Genomic DNA, 26197 nt, shown 5'->3' with positions numbered 1-26197 from the left:
AGAGAAGTAGCTTTTATAAGCATGATTATATACATCAAGTTGTGCTAACACGTTGTTTAAACACATTCCGCCATATCAAAATCGATAGTAGAGTGATGGAAATCAGCGAATAATCGTGGGGATTGGTTATGCCTGAAAAAACTCAATCTTGGCAAATACTATATGCAGTTTTAGTTTCAGTGGTAGTTTGGGTAGTAGTCTTGGCTGCAACATGGTTTGCCGATAGGACAGATGGCTATTTGGGTCATGGTCCTCTACCAAGTGCTTTTAATCCAAGGAATGCGTACATCGCGAGCCTACTGACATCAGTATTTGCCATATTGTCGGGTGCCGTAATGATTGTAGGTGTCAGGCAAAGTAGGTACTTCAGCAGATTCGCATGGCTAGTTTATGCGATTGTTGCATTACCAATGTTGTGCCTTTTAGCAGTTCCTATGCAAAGATTTGGAACTCTGCCTTTTTGGGGTTTTCCGGAATTTTTGATGGGTGTTCCTGCACGAATGATTCTTGCAACGTCGTTAGGTGCATTATTCCTAGGAAGTATTGATCTTCGAAGATACCTGACACCCTTAGTTGAACAACCCACAAGGGCAGCGGTACAAAGTGGAGATACACCTTCGTCCGCTGTAAGAGGGTTGCCAGGACGTTTCACACCTAACGCTTGGAAAGCTTTGTCTTATATGCAGGAGGAAGCTCAGAGATTTGAACACTCGTATATGGGTACGGAACATCTTTTATTAGGCTTGCTTAAAGATGCTCGTTTTCAGTCTTCAGTAATTCTAATTGACCTTGGAGCTGATCCTTCGTTGATAAAACGCGAAATTGAAAGTGTAATTGGTCGTCGAGGATCACTTTACACAGGTACTACCGGAATGACTCGTCGATGCCAGCGCGTTATAGAAAGAGCAGCTAGAGTTGCTAGAAGCTCAGGGCAGCGAGCAGTAGGCACCGGGCATTTATTACAGTCTCTAGTTGAGCACTCAGAAGACGTAGCAGGGCAGCTACTGGAAAGTTCAGGAGTTACGGCTGATCGAGTTTCAGCTGAATTGCGTCATATGCCCGCAGAAACAGCATCAGAATCTTAAACTTTCCTTCGGTTTATAATATTCTTTACTCATAAGGGCCGGTAGCTCAGTTGGTCAGAGCGGGCGACTCATAATCGCCTGGTCACAGGTTCGAGTCCTGTCCGGCCCACCATTCTATGAAAAAACATAAATATGTAGAGGTATATGATGCCAGCTTCATGGACTCAAATACTGGTTAATGAAAGCCCCATGGAGGCTTATATCGCAAAGCCAGCGACTGGTGGTCCGTATCATCCAGTAATTGTGGTGCAGGAAATCTGGGGTGTTAATGCATACATACAATCCATAGCTAATAAATTAGCTAGTGCTGGTTTCTATGCTATTGCGCCTTCTTTATTTCACCGCGAAGGCTTAGGAACCATTGGGGTGTTCGAAGAGACAGATCTTGCGCTGGAAAGATTAGGTAGGCTTGATGATGAAAATATATTGAATGATTTGCGACATACCGAAAACTTTATCGCTAATCAAGATGATGTGATCAGCGATAAAGTTGGAATAATTGGGTTTTGTGTAGGAGGGAGAATTGCTTACTTAGCAGCAGCTAATCTCGATAGCGTGGCAGCAGCGGTCGATTTTTATGGAGGTCGATGTTTTGTTCCTTTTGGAGATGGGGTATCTCCATTTGATCAAACGGCCTATATAAATGCTCCTTTGCTAGGGCTATTTGGGGAGGATGACCAAAACCCTACTACAGAAGAGGTCGATAAAATGGCAATGGAATTAACCAAGCATCAGAAAAAATTTGAATTTCATGTTTACCCGGGAGCCAGCCATGGATTTAACTGCGAAGAAAGACCTGCTTATAGAAGAGATGCGGCGCTTCATGCATGGGGTAAGGCTATTGAATGGTTCAACAGCTTTCTTGTGAATAAAAACGCCTAAATTAGGAGCAAGTATGACTTTAATACTGACGGATCAAGATGTAGCGCTTGCGCATCCTATGGAAGATTGCATTGAATCAATGGAAACAGCTTTCCGTGATTATGGTGCTAATACGGCAGTTAATATTCCCAGAGTACGGTACATTAGTAAAACAACAAACCCTAATATGATTTATGGTTCGAATATTCATATAGGAACAACTCCGAGCTACGATACTGCTGCCATTCGCATTGGTGGAAGCGCTCGAGGAACTCAGCCTAATGCACAAGGTTCTCAATCGGCAAAATATGATAACCGTAATTGGGGGTTTATCTGCTTAATTGATATGCAGACAGGGCAGCCTTTGGCATTTATTCAAGAATTTTTTCTTTCAGGAATACGTGTAGGTGCAACTTCTGGCGTTGCAGCTAAATACTTAGCTGCACCTCAAGCTTCTACTATCGGAATGTTTGGTAGCGGTAAATTGGCACGGACGGATTTGGAAGCTCTGGTAAAAGTTAGACCTATTAAAAAAGTGAAAATTTACAGTCCAACAAAAGAGCATAGAGAGCAATTTGCAAAAGAAATGTCTCAGTCGTTGGAAATTGATATTGAGCCTGTAGACAATCCGCAACTTGCAATGCTTGATATGGATATCGTTTGTTGTGCTACTAATGCGGGATACATATCAGGAAAACCTGTATTTGATGGGAATTGGCTTGAACCCGGCCAGTTTGTCATCTCACTCCAGAATAGTGACCCCAATTTCAAAAAGACTGAGGTCGATGAATTAACTTTCCAAAGGAGTTCTCTTATTTGTATAAATGATCGTGAAAGTGTTTATGCAAATGGCCAGCTGGAGCTGCTTGACCCAATAGAAAAGGGAGTTATTTCGTGGGATAAAATTATTACCCTTGGGGAAATTGTATGTGGTAGCGCATCGGTTGATCATAAGCCAGACGATATCGTCTATTATAAAAACAGTACCGGAATGGGCATTCAAATGGCTGCTGCGGGTGCGTTAATTTACCGAAACGCTAAGAAAATGGGCCTTGGCCACGAGATTCCTACTGATTGGTTTGGTAGCGATTTGACTGATTGGTATGCAAAAGGCTTTTTCCCTTCCGCTTGATTTGATGTAGATAATTAGACTAGGTAGGAATTTATATGGCAAAAATTGTATTAGTAGAAACTTGTTCACATACTCCTTTTTTGTGGACTGATCCTATGCTGTGGAATGAAATTCGGAGACTTCGTCCAAACTCTGAGAAAAACCCTTGGACTACGGATGAGGAAAATGTACAGCAATATGCACGTGCCCAAGCTGCTTTTGGTGTACTAAGGGACAAATTAGAGGCAGCCAAGCCGGATGTAATTTTGGTCTTCGGTGACGACCAAATTGAGCAATTTGATTTTTCGCTATTTCCACCATTTGCAATTTTTGCGGGTGAAAATTTTGAAGGATATAAAGTTTTCCCTCGTACTGGGATTGTTCCGGGCCAACGAGGAGACTGGGTTGAAAAAACTCCGGAAACTTGGGCAAAAGTAAATGGTCACCCTGAATTAGCAAAGCATTTGCTGAAGAATTTAGTAAAAAATGAATTTGATGTTTCCTTCATGCTGGAGGAGCATAATAAAGAACACGGTGTCGGCCATGCTTTCTTGCGCCCGATGAGCTACATATTGCCAAAGTACGATGTACCAATTCTTCCTTTTTATATAAATTGCTTTTATGGGCCTCAGCCAACTGCAAATCGCGTATACCAAATAGGACGATCAGTTCGGGCAATAATTGAAGACTTTGATAAAGATTTACGTGTAGCAGTTTTAGGATCTGGAGGGCTCTGGCATACCCCAGGTAACCCTGAAGGCTGGCTCAATGAAGACTTTGATTCTGGGGTTTTAGACAACATTCAATCTGGCGATGCGAAGGGGCTTGCTGATCATTTTGATCGAGAAAGCGAGAATCCTCCCGAAGCATACGGAAATGGCAAATGGGTTGATGGGGGCACAGGTATGTACCTAGGTCTGGGATCTGGTACAGGAGAAACACGGAATTGGGTGGCCGCGGCTTCAATGGTAGACGGAATTCCTGGTACAGTGGTTGATTATATTCCTGTATATGCTTCACCATGTGGAGTATCATTTGCTTATTGGGAAAATCCCTAAAAAGTTAGTGCATAGATAATTAAAGACGCCTTCTATGTCCAATGAGAGGGCGTCACTTACGTTTGAGAGCTGTGAAATGACTGAAACTAATCAAACTCATTTGAGAAATATTGCGATTGTTGCCCATGTTGATCATGGTAAAACCAGCTTGGTCGATGCGATGCTTCATTACAGCCATGTATTCCGACCTGATCAGCAAGTTGAAAATTTAATCATGGATTCAGATCCTCAAGAGAGGGAGAGAGGGATAACAATCCTCGCTAAGAATACGGGAATACAATACGGGAATGTGACCATTAACATAATTGATACACCTGGCCATGCTGATTTTAGCGGAGAGGTAGAGCGGGTAGTTAATATGGCTGATGGTTGCCTCTTGGTGGTGGATGCAGTGGAAGGCCCGATGCCACAAACTCGTTATGTATTACGCATAGCATTGCAGCAAGGATTGAGGCCAATTGTGGTCATTAATAAAATTGATAGAGATACCGCCGACCCAGACTCTGTACTTTCTGCTGTTCAAGATCTTTTTCTTGAACTTGCTACCGACGTAAATCAATTAGATTTCCCTGTACTCTATGCATCTGCTAGAGATCAATACACATTAATTGATAGAGAAGATAGCCCCCAGGACATGGCACCTTTATTTGAAACGATAATTCACCGAATGCCGTCTCCTTATGTGGACGCCGAAGGCGCATTTCAATTACTCGTTGCTGCTCTGGATTATGATAATTATTTAGGCCAGATTGTCGTCGGCCGGGTCTCCCGCGGATCTATCAAAAAAAACCAACAGATAGCTTTGATTTCATCAGGTGATCGAGTTACGACATTTAAAGCAGAGCGTTTATTTACGTTTCGAGATTTGGCGCGAAAAGATATTGAGAGTGCATCTGCAGGTGAAATAATTGCAATTTCGGGATTAAAAGACGTCCAAATTGGTGACACTGTTGCTTCTCCAGATAACCCTGAGCCACTAGCCAGGATGAAAGTAGAAGAGCCTACAGTCCGAATGACATTTGCGGTAAACACATCACCCTTTTCGGGTCGCGATGGACAATATGCGACATCACGCATGCTGTGGGATCGGCTACAACGTGAATTACAAACTAACGTAGCTTTACGGGTGGAAAGAACTGAAAGCGCTGATGAGTTTCTCGTTAGCGGTCGAGGAGAGCTACACCTTTCAGTTCTTATAGAAAAAATGAGGAGAGAAGGTATAGAATTTCAGGTTTCTCGGCCTGAAGCAGTCACTAAAATTATCGACAAAGTATTGCATGAGCCATATGAAATGCTTCATTTGGAAACTCGTGATGATTACATTGGGATAGTGACAGAAGATCTCTCTAATAGGCTTGCAATCATGACTGATATGCAAAATGACGGATCCGGTAATATACGATTAAATTTTCGCTTGCCCACCAGAGGACTCATTGGGTTTCAAAGCTTCTTCCTCCGTGCGACAAGGGGTAACGGCTTAATGAATACCGAGTTCCTAGGTATGGAACCTGTTTCTGGGGATATAAAATCAATTCGCTCGGGGGCTCTTGTCTGCTCAGAAACCGGGTTTGCGGTGACCTACGGTTTGCAAAATGCACAGGAAAGAGCAGAGACTTTCGTAGAGCCTCAAACTCCAGTCTACAAAGGGATGATTGTTGGTAGACACAACAGGGATCGCGATATGGACTTCAATATTTGTAAGGAACGAAAAATTACAAATATGCGCTCTGCAACCCAAGAAATTGTGGAGCGATTAGCACCGGCAATTCAGTTCAGCCTGGAAGAAGCGCTTGGCTTTATCAATGAAGACGAGCTTATCGAAATTACACCAAAAAACATCCGAATGCGCAAACGCATTCTCGACCCTGACGAACGCTACAGAGTTTTGAGAAACAAAGCTAAGGCTAGATAAGAATCCCTTTATCAAGCGCGGCTTTTTTATAGATAGACCGTGCTTTCAGCCCTACAGGAGCATGTCGACCAGTTGGCGCAGCTGAGATATCACCTGTTATAGGGTCAATCATTCCTGGCAATGGTTCGCGTGGTGGTGTCATTCGTATGGCGGGGTCATGTTCTTGGAACAATTCGATTATTTGATTTTTACTGGGATCTCGAAAAACATTGAGAGGTTCCATTCCATTTGCAACCTTATCCATTTCATCGACGAGCATTTTCCTGTATAGAATAATTCCCCTGTCAGATTCACCTAATTTTTCAAGCTCCCTCTTAGCTATAGCACCCTGTGTGACCCAAGCCATTTGGTCTTGGCCAATAGTGAAGTCAACAGGGAATTTTCCTTCTTCATCCCGAAGAGGAACTTCATAATGAGGAATTGAATCTTGTTTCGGCGCTTCTACGCCTTTAGGAGGGGCGTAGACATTGTAGTGAACATGCATGGTGTGCGTATCGTCGATAGGCACCCTCATTTGGAACCCTGTTCCTACTCTTAACCAATTAGGGAATATTATGGGGTGGCCAATTGTCCATTCGGGATCATCCTCTGTGGTATTAGTGTAGGTTCGTCTTTTAATTATCCCGTGCTCAAATTGATCAAATTTAATTTTAGTGTGTACAGTAGTAGGTAATTCTCTGTCAAAGCCAGCATCTTTTAATTGATAATTTCCCCAATAGACATGAAGCCATTCCAAGTGCACAGGGTCTAATGAATTTTCCATACACTGTAGCCAATTACACGGGAGGATTGTAGTACCAATATCTTTGAGGACTCCGTCCCATACAAACAAATCCCATCTTGGCAGTAAAGGAGCTGGCGAAGGTCCTAAATAAGCCCATAGGAGCCCTCCAAGTTCTTCTACAGGGTAACTTGCTATCTGTACTTTCTCTTTAAATCTTCCATCAGGGCGGACAGTTTCCTCAAATGGTTGCTCTATGCACTGCCCGTATTCATTAAATTGCCATCCATGGTACATGCATCGCAGGCCGCTCTGCTCGGGGATGCCGTATGAGAGATCTACACGCCTATGTGGGCAATATCTCTCAATAAGCCCAATTTTCCCTGAGCCATCTTTATAAAGAACGAGATCTTCTCCGAGAATTCTTACTGGCTTGGTAGGCTTTTCTTGTAAATCTACAGCTGCACTTACTGGGTGCCAATACTGCCGCATTAGTTCACCCATAGGTGTTCCCTTACCAACTTGGGTCAATTTTTCATTGATTTCAGTGCTTAACATAGCCCCTCTTTACTGGATTATGATCCACCGCAAAAGCCTACAGTCCTGTGATTATACCCTCATTATCAAGATCGAGAGACCTTGGGTTATTTGGCAAACCTGGTAATGTCATAATCGTACCGGCAATCGGATATAAAAACCCTGCTCCAGTAGATGCACGTATATCGGAAATTTCAAAAGTGTAGCCGGAGGGTCGATTTTTTAATTGAGGATCGTGAGAAATCGATAAAGGAGTTTTGGCCATGCATATTGGCAGATTACCCAAACCTTGAGATTCGAAATAATCTGCTTGTTTTATTGCCCTTGCTTCCCATTTTACGTCTGCTGCACCATATATTTTTTCTGCGAGCGTACGCACTTTTCCAGTGATAGTGGAATTCACGGGATATAAATAGGAGATTTCATCAATTTGTTCTTCGGAAGCTCTCACCACAGCCTCCGCAAGGTCTATGGCACCTTCGCCTCCATGCTGGAATCCATTACAAATGACAGCTGCAGAAGCTCCCGCATCAATTGCAACATCTTGCATTATCACTATTTCTTCAGGTGTGTCAGTAGGAAATTTATTGATTGCGACTACTACAGGGAGTCCGAATGACTTAACTATTCCTATCATGTGTTCAAGGTTCGAAGCACCGATACGAACTGCAAGAGGGTCAGGGCGATCTAGGGAATTAAGAGGTATCCCTCCGTGTGATTTCATAGCACGAACAGTACCTACAAGTACTGCAGCTGAAGGTTTTAAGTCACTATTACGGCATTTGATGTGCATGAACTTCTCAAACCCAAGGTCGGCTCCAAAACCAGCTTCAGTGACAACAAAATCTGCATAGCTTAGTGCGACTTGATCAGCAATTATTGAACTACACCCGTGTGCAATGTTGCCAAACGGCCCAGTGTGTACAAAAGCAGCCTGCCCCTCTGAAGTCTGTACTAAATTAGGTAGTAATGCATTTTTCAAGAGCGCCATCATAGATCCAACAGCATTTACATCATCTGCGGTCACAAGCGAACCAAGCCGATCAGTAGCAACTGTAATTTTCCCTAATTTGTTGCGTAAATCATCGTAACTAGTAGAAAGAGCCAAAATTGCCATTATTTCAGACGATGTCACTATGTCGAACCCTGTTTGTCGAAGGGGTGCGTTTATGCTCCCTCCAAGCCCGACTGTAACTGAGCGTAAAGACCTGTCCTCGACGTCAGTAACTCGTCGCCAAGATATGCTTTCTGCTGTGACGCCTTCAATTTTCCGTCTTTGAATTTGATTTTCAGTAAGTGCGCAAAGTAAATTGTGCGCACTGCTTACTGCATGCGCATCTCCAGTAAAATGTATATTAATTTCTTCTTCAGGTAATACTTTGGCGTTACCTCCGCCTGTACCTCCGCCTTTGATTCCAAATATTGGCCCAAGAGATGGCTCTCGAATTGTTACTGCCGAATTTTTGCCTATTTTGGCAAGGCCTTGGGTTAAACCAATTGCGGTTGTTGTTTTACCTTCTCCTGCTGGAGTAGGGCTTACACCGGTAACTACTACCAATTTGCCCTTGGGATCGGAGGTAATCGAGTCTAATGATACCTTTGCCTTGGTATCGCCATAAGCTGTTAGGTACTTAGGTGCTATGCCGAGTGAGCGAGCCACTTCGGTAATTGGCCTGAGAGAATCTGCCACTAACTGCCTCACTAATTTCTATTTGTTTTCGTTCAATGCAAGGTAAACCTTTTCAGCTGTAGCTGGAAGGTCTTTGATTCTGGTACCTACTGCGTCAGCTATAGCATTAGTGATGGCTGCCGCTGTAGGTGCATTGGGGCTTTCTCCTATTGCTTTTATGTTATACGGACCTACCCCTTGTGCAGGCGTATCAAGTATGACAGTACGAAGCTCAGGGATATCTGCAATATTAGGTATTTTGTAATCTGCAAAAGAAAGTGTAGATATGTATCCGTTTTCTTTTACGAGTTCCTCCTGCAACCCAAATCCTATACCCATCATGGCTCCACCATTGATTTGCCCTTGATGGCCGATGGGATTAATAATCGTGCCTGTATCGTGCGCAGTAGTTAACTTAGTAAGAGTGATTTGGCCTGTTTCATCATCGATAATTACCTCAGCGACTTGCGCGCAATACCCGGTGACAGCGTTTTCTTCTCCACCAGAAGCAACACCTCTACCTACCACTGGTGCTCCAACTCGAGCAATTAAATTGCTCCATGGCTGCGATTCTCCCGTATCCGTCCTGATGAGCATTTGCCCCTGAACCACCAATTTATCTTCTGGCCAGTTCTGTAACTCTGCAGCTAATTTAAACAGTTCGCCTTGTGCTTTTTCCATTGCTTCATGCGTTGCAATAGTCCCAAGGTTGGTAACCCTGCTGCCACCTACACCTTGATCCATATCAAATAAACCGGTGTCTGCAATTTCAATTCTCACTGCATCTGCAGGTAGCCCCATATCTTCTGCAACAACTTGTTGGAGTACCGTATAAGCACCTGCACCCTGCTCAAATAGCGGGGTAGTAATTACTACTGAGCCATCAGACTCAAGTGAAATTTGAGAATTGATCCTGCCTCCACCTGGAGGGCGTTCACCTACGGAAACGCCGCGACCGACACCTTTCGATTTAGGTGAGGAGTAGCCTGAAGCATCGATAGCTGCTTTCAACGCGTCTGAAGCCTTGTTCTCTACAAAAACGTCACCTAATGCAGTTGGTTCACCGTCTCCGACTAAATTCATAAGGCGGAACTCGACGGGATCCATATTGATTGCTTTTGCTATCTCATCTATATGGGATTCTAATGCGAAAACTGCTTGAGGCTCACCAGGGCCGCGCATATGACCGCAAGGAGTATTATGGGTGTAGACCATATCTTCAATGACTCTGGCATTTAAAGTTCGATACGGTCCTCCAGCGGCCTTAGCACCGCCTAGATGCCCAGCAGGTTTAAACCCAGCATAAGCCCCGCTATCGAAAACGATATTTACGTCGTGGGCGGTTATTGACCCGTCATTTTTTACACCTGTTCGCATTGTAAGTATTGAATAATGACGAGGATTGGCTGCTAAAAATTCTTCGCTATAGTCGAAAACCATTCTTACTGGTCTACCTCCGACTTTTTGTGACAATAAATATCCTAATGCCACATTCATTGGAGAGCCTTTTCCTCCGAAATCTCCTCCAATAGTGACAGGGTGAAAAACGATACTTTCCGGCTCTACACCAAGAGGCCCTGATATTTGCCTACGTACCGCGTATGGGGCTTTTCCTGGAGTCCATACTTCCGCAGTCCCATCAGAATGCACCTGAACTGTTGAATTATGTGCTTCCATATAACTCTGATGTTGAGAAGGTGTAGTAAAAGTGTTTTCAATAACTAGGTCAGCCTCTGACATTCCTTTCTCAATATCTCCGTTAGCCCATTCCCAATGGACTACAACGTTTGTTGGTTCATCAACTTCATAAAGTAAGCCAGAAAATTCATTCATACTGGGATTAACCAGTATTTCATTCTTCATTGCCTCAACTGGATCAGTGACTGCAGGCAATTCTTCATAAATTACTTCAATTAGATCTAAAGCTCGTTGAGCAATTTCTTCGTCATCCGCTACTACTGCAGCAAGTTGCTCCCCAACGAACTTAACTTCGCCTTGGGCTAGGACAGGCACATCAACAATTCGACGGCCCCACTTCATATCGTCAGGTATATCTTTTCCTGTGATTACTGCGTGCACCCCAGCTAAATTCTCAGCTTCGGATGTATCAATATTTTTAATCAAAGCGTGAGGGTAGGGGCTGCGCAAAGTTTTTGCCCAAAGTAGCCCTGGAATTTCAAAATCAGCTCCATAATTTGCGGATCCTGTAACTTTGTCCCTTCCATCAATCCGGGGTACAGGCATTCCTATTACGTGTTTTTGTGAATCCATGAAATCTCCATTCAGCGTCAATTGATTCCATTACCATAGCAAGGAAATAGTGTTTTTGCTTAAATATCTACTGCGATTTTTTGGATTAGTTCCGCAGGAAAGCCGAATTCTCTTAACACTACTTCAGTATGCTGGCCCAAAGTAGGTGCAGGCATGCGGATTGACCCAGAGGTTTTTGAAAGTTTTACAGGAATTCCTAAATTTTTTATTTGGCCTGCAATTGGATGATCTAGTTCTTTGACCATTTGTCTGTGAACCACCTGTGGATCGTTAAAAACTTCATCCATCGAGTAGATCGGCCCTGCGGGCACTCCATGGGCATTTAGGATTTGTAACCACTCACTTGAGGTTTTTTCTCTTGTTGTTAATTCAATTTGCGTTGTAAGTTTTTGATAATGGATGAGCCTGCTTGGATTATCAATATAATCAGGGTTCTCAAGTAAATCTTGTCGATTAATAGCGGAGCAAAATCTTTCATAATTAGTTTGATTAGCAATTCCTATATTAAAAAAACCGTCCAAGCTTGCTATTGCCTGGTAAGGAGCTACTAAGCGGTGTGCGGATCCTTTAGGCTCAGGGACGGAATTACTTCCCCAGTACTCTGCTGATTCCCATACTGTTAGCGCTATTGCAGATTCTAGTAAAGAAGTATCAATGACTTGACCTTCACCAGTTTTGAGTCGATGGATATATGCAGATAGCACTCCGTACGCGGCATACATTCCGGCACTTAAGTCTGCAATTGGGATACTGACTTTAACCGGAGGAGAATCAGGGTAGCCCGTCGTACTCATGATTCCTGACATCCCTTGCGCAAGTAAATCATAACCAGGGCGGTCATTGTAAGGACCTGTTTGCCCAAATCCTGATATCGAGAGATAAATTAATTCAGGGTGATTTGCCCTTAGATCATCAGCTCCTAGGCCTAGTTTTTTCATAACTCCAGGTTTGAAATTTTCTGCAACAACGTCTACTTCTTGCGCAATTTTTTTGAAAGCATTTTGTCCGAGCTTGCTTTTCAAATTCAATACCACGCTTTTTTTATTACGATTAATGCCTAGAAACGCAGCGGATTCTCCATTAATGAAAGGAGGTCCCATTTTTCGTGAATCGTCACCTGAGGGCTTCTCGATTTTAATTACTTCTGCCCCCATATCTGCCAACAATAAAGTGGCGTAGGGACCAGCCATTACTTGAGTACAGTCAAGTACCCTTAGCCCCTCTAGCGGCATTGGAGAAGTCATTATTCCCCCTCAAATTTGGGAGATCTTTTCTCTACAAACGCTCGGTAACCTTCCATCCCATCCGAAGTGTCAAATATCGATAGTGGCAAAATTTTTTCCTTTTCTGACAAAGCAGAAAGCGAAGGATTGTTCAATACCGTGTGCATTATTTTTTTATGGCCTGACTGAGTTAGGGGTGCATAGCTTGCAATATCTAGAGCCAATTTGTAAGTAAAATCTACAAGATTTTCCTGGTTTACAAGATCAGTGATTAGGCCAATGCGTAATGCTTCATAGCCATCAATTTTTCGTGCGGTTAAGAGGAGATTTGAGGCGTGACCACGTCCAACCAATTGAACTAATCGGCGCATTTCGTTATATCCAACCAGTACTCCAATTTTTGCTACGGGCACCGCAAAAACACTTGAAGTAGATGCGATCCGTAGGTCAGTAGCCATAGAGAGTTCACAGCCACCACCTATGCAAATTCCATTAATCATTGAAATTGTCGGCTTTGGCATCGATTCGACTGCATCCAAAGCGCCTTCAAAAGATTTTGCATATTCTCGCGCTAATGAGCTTGAGCTCCTATGAGCAGGGAAATCCTTTATATCTGCACCCGATGAAAACGCTTTGTCCCCAGCGCCTCTTAATATCACAATACGGACGTTTGGATCTCCAGATAATTGTTCGGCCGCAGCTTTTAATTCACCCCACATTTCAAAATTAATAGCGTTGAGCTGATCAGGCCTATTCAAGGTGATAGTACCTATTGAATTATCAGTATTTATTTCTATAGAAGAACCCATAATCGCCTTTCAATTAATTGCTTTTGTCCAATACTTGGGCTGCTAAATCTGTGTAATACTTCCATACACCCCCAACATGTAAAGTTGGCATCTTGCTAAGCGGGGATGCTAAATGTGGTGCATTACGCATTTCAGAAAAGCCCCTTGCGAATTCATCCATACTTTCATCAGATATGCCCTTGTAATTCGGTCCGAATGCGCAGAGTGCATACCAATTGAGCTTTGATTGCTCTTCAAGATGAAGCATATTCATCACTGATGCTTCCAGGTTGCTGCCTGTAGTTACCGCGCCGTGCCCCTGCAGGAGCATTACGCTATTTTCCCCCATGGCACTGACAACTTCCATTCCATCTTCTTCCGTAATAATCAATTTGGAATGAGGGAATACAGGAATTTCATTTCGCACCAACTGATGACCTTCGTTGGACATTGGCTTAAGTTTGACATCGTTTAACCCAAGTACGTTGGTATACCTTGGGTGGGTGTGAACAATTGACATAACCTCAGGTCGCTCTCGGTATATACAAGAGTGCATTTTCACTTCATAGCATTGTGAAGTGCCTTTCGGCCCATCAATATACTCACCGTCAGTATCTACCACTATCATCTCTTCTGGTTTCGCGACATGCAGAGCATCAGTTTCATACCCGCGGCCTTTGACTACAAAAAGATTAGGCTGATTGGGAACGCGAAGACTAGCGTGGCCCAAGGAAGCAAGAATATGAGTCGCAAGCCCCATATCAGCTAACACTCGATTGGCTATTGCCACCTCTCTTTTGATTTCGTCTAATTCTCGCGACATTTTTCACCTCCCCTTGTGCAAAGGCTTCTACCATTGAGGCCCTGCTAAGTCAAACTGAGCTGGAAATTAACTACTTGGCAGGTGATATTCAAACAATTCGCTTTCATGAAGAGCGTTACTTATAAGCTCTTTAATAGGTAATTTTTTTTCGTATTCGACTATTTCATATGGTTTGACTGCAGTTGAGGGTGATTTAGGAACAAAAAGCGTGCAACAGTCCTCATCAGGCAAAATGGAAATGCTGTAAGTTTCTATAGCTTTCGCTTGGTCGATGATTTCTATTTTATCCATTCCAATTAACGGCCTGAATATAGGTAAAGTAGCTGGTTCCGAGACAGTCGAGATGTTCTGTAGGGTTTGTGACCCTACTTGTCCTACGCTCTCACCAGTTACCAATGCCTTAGCTCCCTCGATTTTTGCAATAGCTTCCGTAATTTGAATCATTAGCCTTCGGTAGGCAACGACTCTTAAGGGTCCAGGAACCTCTAAGAGTATTCTTTTTTGAATTTCTGCAAAAGGAACCAAAAACAATTTAGTATCATATTGATATAGATTTAAAACCCTGGCTAGCTCTTGAGCTTTCTCTCTGGAACGACCTTCTACCAGCGGGAATGAATGGAAATGAACTAGTACTGCCTTACATCCTCTTTTTAGCATTCTCCATGCTGCTACAGGAGAATCGATACCGCCGGACATCAGAACAGCAACTTTGCCTGCCGTACCTACAGGTAACCCTCCAGCTCCGCGATAATCTTCGGAGTAAACGAAGGAATCATTTTTTTGAATTTCAATATGGATATTGAGCTCAGGGTTTGATAAATCTACCTTCGCTTTAAATTTAGTTGCGATTAGTTGACCTATGCTTGCATTTAGCTCACTAGAGTTCATGTGGAATTTTTTATCTGCTCTGTTCGCAGATATCCTGAAGCTTGAGAAAGGCTTCAGGTTCGCTAAATTAATCGCGGCTTCTGTGATCGCTTGATATTCAGATGCGACTCTTATGGCTGGCGATATTTTGACAGCACCAAAAACAGTTTGGGCAGCTTTTATCACCTGCTCACAATCCGCATTCTCAGAAAGCTTGAGCTTAATCAACATTCGAACAGACTGAACTTCCTCTACGCCTAACCCTGCAGTTACTCTTCTGAGATTTTCTGCGAGATGCCTGACAAAAAGAGGCTGATTTTTTCCTTTAAGCCCTATCTCGTGGAAGCGGATTAAGATGTCAGTAGATTTACTCAATTTGAACTCCGACCCTATTGTAGCGAACAATTGGCTTTGAAGGGCTCTAGCGAATCTTTTTAGTCTGACTGATAATCAGGTTCTATGACGAATGCTAAATCTTTGAAAAATAACATTGGTGATCTTACTAAAGAAGATTTATTAGATATCTATGCTGCAATGGTTTTGGTCCGTACGCTTGATGAGAGAGTGTGGATGATGAACCGCCAGGGCAAGGCAGCCATTGTTGCTTCATGCCAAGGACACGAGGCTGCTCAACTAGCGTCTGTATGGGCACTTCGGAAATACGCTACCGATTTCATGTGTTTTACATATTATCGTGATTTGGCAGTCACAACTGCACTTGGACTTACTCCTGAACAATCAATTAGAGGATTTTTAGCAAAAGATGGAGAGCCGCTATCTGGAGCACGTCAATTTCCCCAGCATGGGGCATCTCCAGAATTAAGAATTATTAATCAGTCAAATGTTATAGGGACGCACGTTCCGCATGCAGTAGGGTGGGCTCTTGCATCAAAAATGCAAGATGAGCAGACTGTCGTAGCTTGCTATTTTGGAGATGGAACTACCAGCCAGGGTGAAGTTCATGAAGCTATGAATTTTGCTTCTATCCATAAATTGCCTATTGTTTTCTTTGTCGAAAATAACAAATATGCCATTTCCGTACCACAGTCTTCCCAAATGGCTATAAGTCGCATTTCGCTCCGCGCCGAAGGGTATGGTATGCCCGGTTTTACAGTAGATGGAACTGACGTTGCTGCGTCATACCGAGTAGCTTCTGAAGCTGTTTCGTTGGCGCAAAATGGTGGAGGCCCTACTCTTGTGGAATTTGACTTAGAAAGGTACCTGCCACACACCAGTGATGACGACGATAGTGTTTATCGGGACCAGGATGAAATTGCGCAAGCAAAACTACGCGACCCCTTGAAAAAACTTAAGCAATTGTTAGAAGAAGAGGGGATTTTATCTCCTGCGAAGGACAATGAATTGCATACCGACGCTAAACGAGAAATTGATTCGGCAACTGACCGAGCCGATAGCGCAGATTTTCCTAGCGACCATGACGTTTACTCGGGCGTTGTGCAGGATAGTTAATCATGGCAACCATTACTTTAATTGAAGCTGTAAGGGAGGCGATGCTAGAAGAAATGCGTCGCGACTCATCAGTTTTTGTTATGGGCGAAGATGTTGGCAAAAGGGGAGGAGTTTTCCTTGCAACTAAGGGCTTTATTGAAGAATTTGGTTCAGCGAGAGTATTGGATACCCCCCTTGCAGAAGCCTCTATTGCAGGAATAGCAGTAGGGTCTGCGATGCACGGGCTACGGCCGATTGCAGAAATACAGTTTGCGGACTTTATTTGGCCTACAATTAACCAATTAGTCGGTGAAGCAGCTCGAGTGAGGTATGGAACAAAAGGGAAACTGAACGTTCCTATGGTTGTTCGCTCTCCCTATGGAGGGCATGTACGCGGAGGCTTGTATCACTCTCAAAGCGTCGAATCATTTTTTGCGCATACGCCGGGGTTGAAAGTGGTAATTCCTGCAACGCCTTATGACGCAAAAGGCTTGCTGAAATCTGCTATTAGAGATGATGACCCGGTTATAGTGCTGGAACATAAGAGAACATATCGCTCGGTTCGCGGTGAAGTTCCCGATGAAGATTATGTTATTCCTATAGGGTCGGCTGATGTAAAACTAGAAGGTGAGCATGCAACAATTGTCACTTATGGTCTGACTTTACATTACTCTCTCCAAGCCGCAGAAATTTTGGCTAAAGATGGAATAAAAATTGAGATTATTGATCTGAGAACAGTCCGCCCCATAGATATTGAAACAATTATTACGTCAGTCCAAAAAACTAATAGAGTTCTTATTGTTCAAGAGGATAACGCTGCTGTTTCGGTAGGATCGGAAGTTAGTGCATTGATTTCAGAACACTCATTTGAAAGCTTGGATGCTCCTATAATGCGCTGTACTGGTCCTGAAATTCCCGCAATGCCGTTTGCTCCTACCTTGGAATCAGTCTACATGCCAACTTCTGAAAAAATAGAGACCAAATTAAGGGAGCTTCTTTCTTATTAAAATGATTACTACCGTGGATTTACCTCAAGTTGGAGAATCTGTAACGGAAGGCGTTATAGGTAAATGGCTTGTATCACCAGGGCAATGGGTTGACCGTTATGATCCTATAGTAGAGGTAGTTACAGACAAGGTTAGCATGGAAATACCATCGCCTTTTGCAGGTGTTTTTATAAAGGCACTGGTAGAAGAAGGCGAAGTAGTTCCTATGGGTAGCCCAATCTGCGAGATAGAAGACCAGAATGCCATCACGCAGGATGATGAAAAAACCCCGCCTTCAAAATTTGAATTTATGGATAGCGTTCGCAGCGTAGGGCCGACAGGTTCCGGTGAAGGGGGTGAAGGTCGTCGGGATGCTCTGCAAGAATCGATGCAGCCCGAACATCAGTTACCTCATACGTATCAGGAGGTTGCTTCAGCGCAGGATCGTAAAAAAGTGATTTCCCCTTTGGTCGCTAAAATTGCAATGCAAAATAATATTGATGTAGCAAATTTAATTGGCTCCGGTATTGGTGGGAGAGTTACAAAAAAAGACATAGAGGACTATATTTCTGAGAAGGAAACAGCACTGGGTTTGCCTAATCAAAATGAAGAGCCTGAGACCTCAAAAATACACATAAGCGCTATTCGCCGCTCTATTGCAGATCATATGTCTAGGTCTGCATCCGAAATACCTTCAGCGTGGTCGATGGTTGAACTGGACGTAACAGGCTTGGTTGAGCTGCGATCCAAATTAAGAGGCCAGTTTGAATCTGAAAATAAAGTGTCATTAACATTTATGCCATTTTGGATTCAACTTGTATGCAGTGCATTGAAGTCTAACCCGCGCTTGAATGGTAGGTGGGACAAAGACGAAATAGTGATCAACAAGAGAGTTAATTTAGGGATCGCTATCTCTACAGATGAAGGCTTAATCGTTCCTGTTATACACAATGCTGATGATCTCAACATTCGTGAAATTGCAATGGAATTAAACCGGCTAATAAAAAGCGCGAAGTCTGGAAGCCTAGCCCTGAGTGATGTTCAGGGCGGAACTTTTACATTAAACAACACTGGAGCATTGGGATCTATTGCGTCGGTGCCAATAATTAATCATCCCCAATCTGCAATTTTGACTACTGAAGCAATCGTGAAACGCCCAGTTGTATTGACCGGAGACGTGATAGGGGTTCGTTCAATTATGAATATGTGTATTTCATTTGACCATCGGGTCTGCGATGGTGCAGAAGCCAGCGCATTTTTGGACGAGATTAAAAGCTTGGTGGAGAACATTTCAGAGTTAACGATAAAAATTTAGGAAAGTAAAAGTAACATGCAAAAAAATGAACTCGTATTGCGCTATGGTATGAACCCTCATCAAGTACCGGCAAGTGCATATATGGAATCTGGTTCGCTCCCTTTTCAGGTGAAAAATGGTTCACCGGGCTTCATTAATTTGCTTGATGCCTTAAATTCCTGGCAGTTAGTTAAGGAGCTGAAAAAAGCTACTGGTATGCCAGCAGCAACTTCGTTCAAACATGTAAGCCCCGCAGGGGCTGCTATAGCAGTCCCTCTTAGTGAGCAACTTGCGAAAGCCTATTTTGTCGAGAATTTAGATCTTTCACCATTGGCTATTGCATACGCGAGGGCTCGTGGTGCAGATCGTGTTTCCTCTTTTGGTGATTGGATTGCACTTTCTGATGAAGTCGATGAATCCACTGCAAAATTAATTAGGCGAGAGGTGTCTGACGGAGTGATAGCGCCAGGCTTCAGTGACCAAGCGTACGAAATATTATCGCAAAAACAAAACGGCAGATATTGCATGCTTGAAGTAGATGAGAATTACATTCCGGACGACGAGGAGACGAGAACAATATTTGGAGTAAAGTTAAAGCAAGGGCGAAATATAACAAAAAATTGGCACGAACAGATCCAAAATGTCGTTACCGCTAACAAAATCCTTCCCGATTCGGCTCAAAGAGATCTTATTGTTGCACTAATTACTCTGAAATTCACACAGTCAAACTCTATCTGCTTTGCTTACGATGGCCAGGTTATCGGTAACGGTGCTGGCCAACAATCACGAATACATTGTACGAGATTAGCAGGGAGTAAAGCTGATATCTGGTATTTAAGGCAACATCCCAACACCCTCAATTTGGATTTTGTTGAAAGGCTTGGCCGACCAGAAAAAGATAATGCTATAGACGGCTTCCTACGAGACGATTTATCCCCAGAGGAAGATTTAATTTGGAAGCAGTCATTCAATAATGCGCCAACAAGGCTGTCGCCCGACGCAAAGCGTAAATGGTTAGATACTATTTCTGGGGTTGCAATGGCTTCTGACGCATTTATCCCATTTCGAGATAATATTGATCGAGCATATATGAGCGGTGTCCAGTTTGTTGTTCAGCCTGGTGGTTCAGTAAGAGATGAAGATGTAGTTAAAGCTTGTGACAACTACGGTATGACCATGTCTCTTTCAGGTACTCGATTATTTCATCATTGATATATCAAGTGGATATGCTCGAAAATAATGTAATTTTCCAAGGTGACGCCCAATGGCTTGGGGAAGATATTGATTATATTGCCGCTTGGGATTTTCAACAGGAATTACACGCAAAGCGTAGTAAACAGTTAATCAAAGACACTTTAATTTTTTTGGCCCACTCTCCAGTTTACACAACGGGGAGGAGGGTTAATCATGACCATATTTTAGCTGAACTAGGTGCTCCATTGATTGAGACAGATCGCGGTGGTCTTATTACCTACCATGGTCCAGGTCAGTTAACGGGGTATCCGATTATTGATTTAAAACGATTGAATTTAGGACCTAGGCGTTACGTATACGTTTTAGAGACTACTTTGATAAATACGCTAATTGATTATGGCATTGAAGCTTTTCGGCATGAGAAATTAACAGGCGTTTGGACTACCAAAGGGAAAATAGCTGCAATTGGAATCAAAATTGCAAACGGAATCACGACTCATGGTTTCGCTTTGAATATAACTACGAGCCTAGATGCGTATGCCCCCATTATCGCTTGTGGCATAGAGAACGGCCGAACTACATCCATGAATGAATTCAATGCTACTCCTAGTATCATTGATGTCGCTCATAATTTTGCTTTGAAGTTAGGTGAAGAATTAGCAATTGAATGGACATGGAGTTAATTTCTTTTATTGACTGCTTAGGTTTCGGTTCGTAGAATCGGTCCCCAGTGGGAAGGGATAAAATGATCTCAGTACGTCAGTTATTAGAATTGCAGGCAATCGATATGCAAATCGATAACCATACGAATCGACTGCAAGATATAAGCGTTTTGTTGGGTGACGACAGGATAATACGAGCGTTAAAGCAAAGAATCCTAGAACTTCAAGAAAAAATTTCTCAAAAAAAATCAGAACAAATTGATATTGATGCAGTCGTTGATGGAGTATCCCTGAAAGTTACTCAAACTGAGAAAAAGCTATACAGTGGTACGGTAGTTAACTCGAGGGAATTACAAGACTTACAGGCAGAAATTACGATGCTTAAGGGGCATCAGAACGATGCAGAAAATTCACTTTTAGTGATACTTGAAGAAATTGATAGCCTTCAAAATTCAAATGATACGTACGGGAAGAAATTAAAATTTATAGAAACAGAATGGAATGAAAAGCAGACAGCACTTTTGTCTGAAAAAGCAACCATCGAAGATGATGTTTCGAAAGAACAATCTTTACGTAACTCTGTTTCCACCGCTATTCCAAGCATCGAGATTAATTTATATGAGCAGGTTCGGCGGCTACGCCCAGACACTCCAGTAGCAAAAATGGAAAACGGCTTATGCAATTTTTGCAAAGTAGGGTTACCAATGAAATTACAGCAAGAGGTACGGGCATCATTACTGATACAAAAATGCCCCAATTGCGGAAGAATATTGGTTAGTTGATCTATTATGCGTTCATTAGGCTATTTCAATTTAGACTCCACTCACAGCAAGGCAGTCCATGCTAATTCGTCTGAAGACCTGAAGCGTTCCTATCTTTCCTATTGCCACTCTAATCAGCATTCAGATTATGGGGTATATATTGACTCAGGTAGTGGAGGTTCCAACTCAGCATGGTCTCGCATGATTGAGTTTATTCATGAAAGTCGAGCTGGGTATTTAATAGTAATTCCTGGTTCGAGCCACTTAGGGAAAACTTTAGAAGAGCAGGTAGGAAAAATACTGGAGTTGGATGCGATTTCATGTGAGGTTATCTGTGCCGATAATGAATTTCCTGATCCTTTACAAAATGCTCTGCGTGGATCCAATGCTGCAGCATTAAGGCGTGAAAAAATTAAAGAAGGGATGAAGGCCAAGGCTGCTAAAGGTTTGGGCTTAGGTAAACCTCCCTACGGCTACCGAATAGGTGCGGATGGTTCTTTTCGGTTAGTTCCAGAACAGGCAAAAGTAATAGAATTAATATTTAAAAAATACCTTTCTTCCCCAGATGGCGGAGTTCGAACCATTGCGTCTGCACTGAATGACGAAGGAATTCGTACTAGGACCGGAAATAGATGGAGCATGGTGACCATAAGGGATATCTTGCGAAACACAGCTTACATCGGTACATACCGCAGGTTTGGACTAAGAATCCCCGGCAGCTATCAACCGATAGTAACACCTGAAGAATTCCGTAATGTTCAGGATAAGATGCAGAGATTAAGTCATGGTAGAGGAAATTCAAAAGCGCCCCCTTATCTTTTGTCTGGGATTGTTTTTTGCGCTCATTGTGAGCAACGAATGATGGGAGTTACGAGAAAGCAAAACTGGAGACGTAAAGACGGCGAACGATCAGTTCGAGAATATCGCTACTATCAATGTCAGTCTCGTATTAATCGTAATCAATGTGATTACCGGACGGTAAAGGCAGACGTTTTAGAGGAACAAGCTATCTTAATACTACATGAGAAACTACTGAGTGGAGATGAAGGGATTGCGGACGAGTCAGGCACATGGGTTGCTGATCAAAAAGCTCGTTCCCACACTCAGTTAAAAGCATTAGATAAACGCTTAATTGAAGGGGTACAGCGTGCAGCTAGTGGAAGCTTAACTTTGTCGCAGCTTCGTAACGGGATGCTGCAATTAAGTAATGCAAAAAAAGTAATCAATGACCGAATAAACTCCACATCACATGAAAATTCTAGGGATACAATCATGAAGTCAAATGGTCAAAAATTCCTTAATGAATGGGGATCCCTTAATGATCAACAGAAGAGGGAATTGATCAAACTACTCGTGAATAAGGTCAAAGTTCTAGATGGCCTTCCAGAATTAGTACTTGCATAAGAGTGTAAAATGTCGACGTTAAGGATGCCGGGTGATCGCTGCGTTTATTGCGTAGAGGAAAGTCCGGACTCCATAGGGCAGGGAGCTGGGTAATACCCAGGCGTTGCAAGGCGACGGAAAGTGCCACAGAAACTAATCCGCCGATGGACTTCGTGTCACAGGTAAGGTTGAAACGGTGCGGTAAGAGCGCACCAGGTCTTAGCGTGAGTTGAGATGCTGGAAAACCCCTCCTGGAGCAAGGCCAAATAGGGGAACAATTCAAAAGAATATCGGATGCCCTCCGAGTTCCCGGGTAGGCCGCATGACCTTATTGGTAACAATAAGGCAAGATAGATGATCACCTTCCAATAGGAAACAGAATCCGGCTTATAGGCAACCTTAGCAACAGTGGCACCGATTTCGGTGCCACTGTTAATTATTCGTCTTGTCTTAAGGCTTCAGCTGGATAAATTCTCGATGCTTGGCGAGCAGGAAGGAATGTGGTGAGCAAGGAAGCTCCATATGCGACTGCAACAACAATAATCACGGTAGCCCAAGGAATTTTATATTGCACGCTTTGGAAACCTTCTTGAATTTCATTGATTATTCCATAAGCAAGGCCAAATCCTAATCCTAGCCCTATCAATATGCCCAGAATCGCAATGAAAGACGACTCTAGAAGAAACGAAAGCTGCACCATACCTCGACTGAAGCCTATAGCACGGAGTACGCCGATTTGAACGCGCCGTTCCACAACAGACCTTGCTGCAATTACACCTAATGCCGCAATTCCTACGACTAAGCCAAGGCCCATGAATCCTTGAATAAGTCGGTTGAAAGCAACACTGATAGTATTTTCATCGTCAATTATTTTTTTGTATGAATTTGCCGTAAGGCCATTGCGAATAAAGGCGTCTTCTAATTTGCTGGCAATTTCGAGGGCATTATCGGGATTAGATAGAACAAATTCATAACTTAAGTACGGCAACTTGATGTCTGTAAGCTTCTGAATGGTTTGATGACCAGTAATCATTGTTCGAGAAAAAACCGCCTGGTCCTCAATCACGCCTATTACTTTGAGCTTTAGGTTTTTACTTTCATTAGAATCAAAAATTTCGAGAAAAATTTGAGGTAACTCATCATCATCTCCCTGAATTCCTTCAAGCTGAAATTCAGGAGCCTCTCCGAACGGACCCCCTCCATTACGGGGTATTAGATTGGAATTAACTACTACCACGTTTTCCTCATTAACTAATGCATTCCAAATTTCTCTGGAGCTGTCGTAAGTTTCTGACTTTATTGAGAAATCGTAGGAAATAGTTCGTGCATAATTATCATCAATAGAAGTGATAAACCATTCTGTAAGTTCCTGATCCGTATCCGCCTGTTTAACTTTAATAGGAAATCCACCCGTTGCACCTATAACCGTGAAATCATCGGCATTTAGGGATGAGGACTGGTCGATTGCGGCGTTAATATCATTGATTGGATTCACAAAGCTTGTACTTGCAGTGATATCGAAGCCTCCGCTGACTTTTCGGGTATCTTCAAATGCTGAACTAAATCCAGAACTGATGAATCCGACGACGATTAGCGTAAAAATTACCAGGGAAAACATTGCTATGGTCATGCCCGTTCGTAATCGATTAGCTGCAGGGTAGGCAGTAGCAGTTTTAGCAATTGGCGAAAGCGAACTTCCTCTTGCAATGATTGATGATGCATATACGAGTACTTGCGTGTTGTAAATAACCGCCCAGACTGCACCAATCACTAGCATTACTCCAGACAGAATAAATAACTCTATGCCCCCGTCGAAATTTGGTAACCCAAAAGATTCCCAGTCCCATGGGACGATCCATAAAACCACCAATAGAAGACCTGCGCCAGTGTATGCCACTCGCTCATTCAGGCGGAGGGCGTGCTTCAAAACTAAGGGCACGCCTATAATTATTAGTGATAACCCGATGAGGAATCCTGAAAGCTGCTCTTGGCCTATCCCGGTAGTAATAGTTAATAAAAGGCCAAGGGGAATTGCTAAATACCCGGTTAGAAACAGTGAAAATAACAGCAGTAATAGTAATTTAAAACTATTGAATAATAATCTCAACGAGGTGAGTAACCTTAACCGAATAAGAGACTTGACGATTTGAGGGAACGCTTCGATAAAATATTTCCATTTTCCTCGTAAGTTGCTTGATTCATTTTTCGGCTCAGGAATGTCGCGAACAGCTCGTACTATATTTAATGCACTTACCCTAGTAGCTGAAACAATTACAACTAAATAGGTAACAACCATTCCAAGAGTGTAGGAAAGAATGACAGTTTGCCAGCTGAAAGAAAAGTAAAGGTCAAATTCGAATTGATCTTGCGCATTTAACGCGAAGCCAAGAATGCGTACCATTACAAGCCCTACGATGATACCAAGTGCACTCCCTATGGCTGCTGCCGCAAGTGAATAGACAGCGCCTTCAAAGGTAAACAATTTAATAATGTGATCACGCTGGGCGCCAATAGCCCTGGCTATACCTAATTCACGTTTGCGCTCGGCAGCTAACATCACAAAAATTAGAGAAATTAATAATATCCCCGCGATAATTGAGAATGATCCAAATAACAAGAAAATACTGGCAAAGCCGCTTCCTGCCTCATCTGCAATTTTCAGTGAATCTTTCTTAATTTCGTCAATTGCCAAGCCGTCTTTTTCCGCAATAGGATTTAATGCCTGGACGACATTTGAGGTTGTTCCGTCTTCAGGAATCAATCCTCCGTCATTAGAAACAAATATTGCATTAATCTGCCCAGGTTTATTTAAGATTCCCTGAAGTGAATTTAACTGAAAAATGGTAGTTGAGGTGCTCTCTGTGGCGTTGCTTCCATCTTCGTAGATGCCTTTAATTGTTACAGTAGTTGGTACTTCTGAGAAGTAAATTGAGAGCGAATCACTTGAATTTACTTTTAAATTACTTGCAGCATCTTTGCTTATATAGACTTCGTCATCTCGTAAATCCTCGATGAGCAATTCTTGATCTTGCGAGTCAAAATATTTATCGAAATTGGTAAGTGTTGCGGGATCAAACCCTTGTATAACCATTCTTGATTCATTGCGCTGCGTTCTTTCCGAAACAACAGGCGCAGTCAAATATATAAGTGGTGTTAGTCCATCAATTTTGGCATCGGCAGAAGCATCCTGAATCTTCTGGAAAATACTGTCGTCTATGTAAGAAGCTTCTCCGGATTCCTCTCGGTTTGTAGACGTAATGATTTCATCTACTGGCCCTATATATTCAAGAGTTAGTACTCTTATTGAATGGGCTAAAGTATCGCCTGTTGCAAATGATGCGGAAAAAAGCAAAGTCGCGAGCATCAGTCCCAATACAATTAGCGAGGTTTGCGCTTTACGTCGGGGTATATTTCGGATAGCCATTTTGAATACAACAGGCCTTCTGAGAGCCAAGGCTCCTGTTGCAAGCATTGCTAGGAAAAAAACCCCGCTTAATGAATAAGTCAAAGTAGGTATGGGGATAGTAAATAAAGTTTCCATG

Annotated in this window: 20 protein-coding genes, 1 tRNA gene and 1 other RNA gene; 14 read left to right on the top strand and 8 right to left on the bottom strand. The window is 42.8% G+C overall.

Annotation, left to right across the window (positions count from 1 at the left end; genetic code table 11):
• Positions 1–128 precede the first annotated feature (128 nt).
• From MK127_03440 to typA, 6 genes are all read left to right on the top strand, one after another.
• The gene (locus MK127_03440; GenBank protein ID MCH2531852.1) at positions 129–1085 is read left to right on the top strand and encodes a hypothetical protein; all 957 of its coding nucleotides are present in this window, start codon (positions 129–131) and stop codon (positions 1083–1085) included.
• 35 nt (positions 1086–1120) lie between these two features.
• Positions 1121–1197: transfer RNA gene (locus MK127_03435), tRNA-Ile, on the top strand.
• 35 nt (positions 1198–1232) lie between these two features.
• Positions 1233–1967, top strand: a complete 735-nt coding sequence (locus MK127_03430) for a dienelactone hydrolase family protein (protein ID MCH2531851.1) — start codon at positions 1233–1235, stop codon at positions 1965–1967.
• A 13-nt stretch (positions 1968–1980) separates the two neighbouring features.
• Positions 1981–3078 (top strand): ornithine cyclodeaminase family protein, encoded by a 1098-nt coding sequence (locus tag MK127_03425; GenBank protein ID MCH2531850.1) that lies wholly within the window; start codon positions 1981–1983, stop codon positions 3076–3078.
• A 35-nt stretch (positions 3079–3113) separates the two neighbouring features.
• Entirely contained in the window at positions 3114–4115 is a 1002-nt protein-coding gene (locus tag MK127_03420; protein MCH2531849.1) for a hypothetical protein, read from the top strand.
• 76 nt (positions 4116–4191) lie between these two features.
• Positions 4192–6027: a translational GTPase TypA gene (gene typA, locus MK127_03415; GenBank protein MCH2531848.1), complete on the top strand. Its 1836-nt coding sequence runs from the start codon at positions 4192–4194 to the stop codon at positions 6025–6027.
• Here typA and MK127_03410 read toward each other — a convergent pair.
• From MK127_03410 to thiI, 7 genes are all read right to left on the bottom strand, one after another.
• A complete protein-coding gene (locus tag MK127_03410; GenBank protein ID MCH2531847.1) occupies positions 6020–7306 on the bottom strand; it encodes a Rieske 2Fe-2S domain-containing protein in 1287 nt (428 codons plus the stop codon). The genes typA and MK127_03410 overlap by 8 nt on opposite strands.
• Before the next feature lie 37 nt (positions 7307–7343).
• Positions 7344–8975 (bottom strand): formate--tetrahydrofolate ligase, encoded by a 1632-nt coding sequence (locus MK127_03405; protein MCH2531846.1) that lies wholly within the window; start codon positions 8973–8975, stop codon positions 7344–7346.
• An 18-nt stretch (positions 8976–8993) separates the two neighbouring features.
• Positions 8994–11225: a xanthine dehydrogenase family protein molybdopterin-binding subunit gene (locus MK127_03400; protein MCH2531845.1), complete on the bottom strand. Its 2232-nt coding sequence runs from the start codon at positions 11223–11225 to the stop codon at positions 8994–8996.
• 59 nt (positions 11226–11284) lie between these two features.
• Positions 11285–12469 carry a CoA transferase gene (locus MK127_03395; protein ID MCH2531844.1) on the bottom strand — a complete coding sequence of 395 codons (1185 nt, stop codon included), beginning with the start codon at positions 12467–12469 and terminating at the stop codon, positions 11285–11287.
• On the bottom strand, positions 12469–13257 hold the full coding sequence (locus tag MK127_03390; protein MCH2531843.1) for an enoyl-CoA hydratase-related protein: 789 nt from the start codon (positions 13255–13257) through the stop codon (positions 12469–12471). The genes MK127_03395 and MK127_03390 overlap by 1 nt, the downstream gene beginning before the upstream one ends.
• A gap of 13 nt (positions 13258–13270) precedes the next feature.
• Positions 13271–14059: a class II aldolase/adducin family protein gene (locus MK127_03385; GenBank protein MCH2531842.1), complete on the bottom strand. Its 789-nt coding sequence runs from the start codon at positions 14057–14059 to the stop codon at positions 13271–13273.
• Positions 14060–14125: 66 nt separating this feature from the next.
• Entirely contained in the window at positions 14126–15301 is a 1176-nt protein-coding gene (gene thiI, locus MK127_03380) for a tRNA 4-thiouridine(8) synthase ThiI (protein MCH2531841.1), read from the bottom strand.
• A gap of 84 nt (positions 15302–15385) precedes the next feature.
• Here thiI and MK127_03375 point away from each other — a divergent pair, with 84 nt between their 5' ends.
• The 8 genes from MK127_03375 (at position 15386) to rnpB (ending at position 23061) form a co-directional block, all read left to right on the top strand.
• Positions 15386–16396 carry a thiamine pyrophosphate-dependent dehydrogenase E1 component subunit alpha gene (locus MK127_03375; GenBank protein ID MCH2531840.1) on the top strand — a complete coding sequence of 337 codons (1011 nt, stop codon included), beginning with the start codon at positions 15386–15388 and terminating at the stop codon, positions 16394–16396.
• Between the two features lie 2 nt (positions 16397–16398).
• Positions 16399–17382, top strand: coding sequence for an alpha-ketoacid dehydrogenase subunit beta (locus tag MK127_03370; protein MCH2531839.1), 984 nt, complete (start codon positions 16399–16401; stop codon positions 17380–17382).
• A gap of 1 nt (position 17383) precedes the next feature.
• A complete protein-coding gene (locus MK127_03365) occupies positions 17384–18676 on the top strand; it encodes a 2-oxo acid dehydrogenase subunit E2 (GenBank protein MCH2531838.1) in 1293 nt (430 codons plus the stop codon).
• A 15-nt stretch (positions 18677–18691) separates the two neighbouring features.
• Entirely contained in the window at positions 18692–19867 is a 1176-nt protein-coding gene (locus tag MK127_03360; GenBank protein MCH2531837.1) for a phosphoribosylaminoimidazolecarboxamide formyltransferase, read from the top strand.
• Positions 19868–19881: 14 nt separating this feature from the next.
• A complete protein-coding gene (gene lipB / locus MK127_03355; protein MCH2531836.1) occupies positions 19882–20532 on the top strand; it encodes a lipoyl(octanoyl) transferase LipB in 651 nt (216 codons plus the stop codon).
• Between the two features lie 62 nt (positions 20533–20594).
• Complete coding sequence (locus tag MK127_03350) at positions 20595–21293, top strand: hypothetical protein (protein ID MCH2531835.1); 699 nt, start codon at positions 20595–20597, stop codon at positions 21291–21293.
• A 6-nt stretch (positions 21294–21299) separates the two neighbouring features.
• Positions 21300–22676, top strand: coding sequence for a recombinase family protein (locus MK127_03345; protein MCH2531834.1), 1377 nt, complete (start codon positions 21300–21302; stop codon positions 22674–22676).
• Between the two features lie 19 nt (positions 22677–22695).
• An RNA gene (gene rnpB, locus MK127_03340) (RNase P RNA component class A) lies at positions 22696–23061 on the top strand.
• A 30-nt stretch (positions 23062–23091) separates the two neighbouring features.
• On the opposite strand, the gene MK127_03335 is transcribed toward rnpB, so the two are convergent.
• Positions 23092–26196 (bottom strand): FtsX-like permease family protein, encoded by a 3105-nt coding sequence (locus MK127_03335; protein ID MCH2531833.1) that lies wholly within the window; start codon positions 26194–26196, stop codon positions 23092–23094.
• Between the last annotated feature and the right edge of the window lies 1 nt (position 26197).

Source organism: Dehalococcoidia bacterium (assembly GCA_022449765.1).
Classification (GTDB): Bacteria; Chloroflexota; Dehalococcoidia; order Lucifugimonadales; family Australimonadaceae; genus UBA2963.
The sequence above is the reverse complement of the archived record's forward strand: the minus strand, read 5'-3'. Positions and strand labels throughout refer to the sequence as shown.

Bases quoted from the DNA above. Each gene is read 5' to 3' on its own strand.
- MK127_03375 (MCH2531840.1), top strand. From the start codon at position 15,386: ATGACGAATGCTAAATCTTTGAAAAATAACATTGGTGATCTTACTAAA.
- MK127_03425 (MCH2531850.1), top strand. From the start codon at position 1,981: ATGACTTTAATACTGACGGATCAAGATGTAGCGCTTGCGCATCCTATG.
- MK127_03385 (MCH2531842.1), bottom strand. From the start codon at position 14,059: ATGTCGCGAGAATTAGACGAAATCAAAAGAGAGGTGGCAATAGCCAAT.
- MK127_03345 (MCH2531834.1), top strand. From the start codon at position 21,300: ATGCGTTCATTAGGCTATTTCAATTTAGACTCCACTCACAGCAAGGCA.
- MK127_03360 (MCH2531837.1), top strand. From the start codon at position 18,692: ATGCAAAAAAATGAACTCGTATTGCGCTATGGTATGAACCCTCATCAA.
- MK127_03400 (MCH2531845.1), bottom strand. From the start codon at position 11,225: ATGGATTCACAAAAACACGTAATAGGAATGCCTGTACCCCGGATTGAT.
- MK127_03365 (MCH2531838.1), top strand. From the start codon at position 17,384: ATGATTACTACCGTGGATTTACCTCAAGTTGGAGAATCTGTAACGGAA.
- MK127_03430 (MCH2531851.1), top strand. From the start codon at position 1,233: ATGCCAGCTTCATGGACTCAAATACTGGTTAATGAAAGCCCCATGGAG.
- typA (MCH2531848.1), top strand. From the start codon at position 4,192: ATGACTGAAACTAATCAAACTCATTTGAGAAATATTGCGATTGTTGCC.
- MK127_03395 (MCH2531844.1), bottom strand. From the start codon at position 12,469: ATGACTTCTCCAATGCCGCTAGAGGGGCTAAGGGTACTTGACTGTACT.
- MK127_03440 (MCH2531852.1), top strand. From the start codon at position 129: ATGCCTGAAAAAACTCAATCTTGGCAAATACTATATGCAGTTTTAGTT.
- lipB (MCH2531836.1), top strand. From the start codon at position 19,882: ATGCTCGAAAATAATGTAATTTTCCAAGGTGACGCCCAATGGCTTGGG.
- MK127_03390 (MCH2531843.1), bottom strand. From the start codon at position 13,257: ATGGGTTCTTCTATAGAAATAAATACTGATAATTCAATAGGTACTATC.
- MK127_03335 (MCH2531833.1), bottom strand. From the start codon at position 26,196: ATGGAAACTTTATTTACTATCCCCATACCTACTTTGACTTATTCATTA.
- MK127_03410 (MCH2531847.1), bottom strand. From the start codon at position 7,306: ATGTTAAGCACTGAAATCAATGAAAAATTGACCCAAGTTGGTAAGGGA.
- MK127_03370 (MCH2531839.1), top strand. From the start codon at position 16,399: ATGGCAACCATTACTTTAATTGAAGCTGTAAGGGAGGCGATGCTAGAA.
- MK127_03350 (MCH2531835.1), top strand. From the start codon at position 20,595: ATGATCTCAGTACGTCAGTTATTAGAATTGCAGGCAATCGATATGCAA.
- MK127_03420 (MCH2531849.1), top strand. From the start codon at position 3,114: ATGGCAAAAATTGTATTAGTAGAAACTTGTTCACATACTCCTTTTTTG.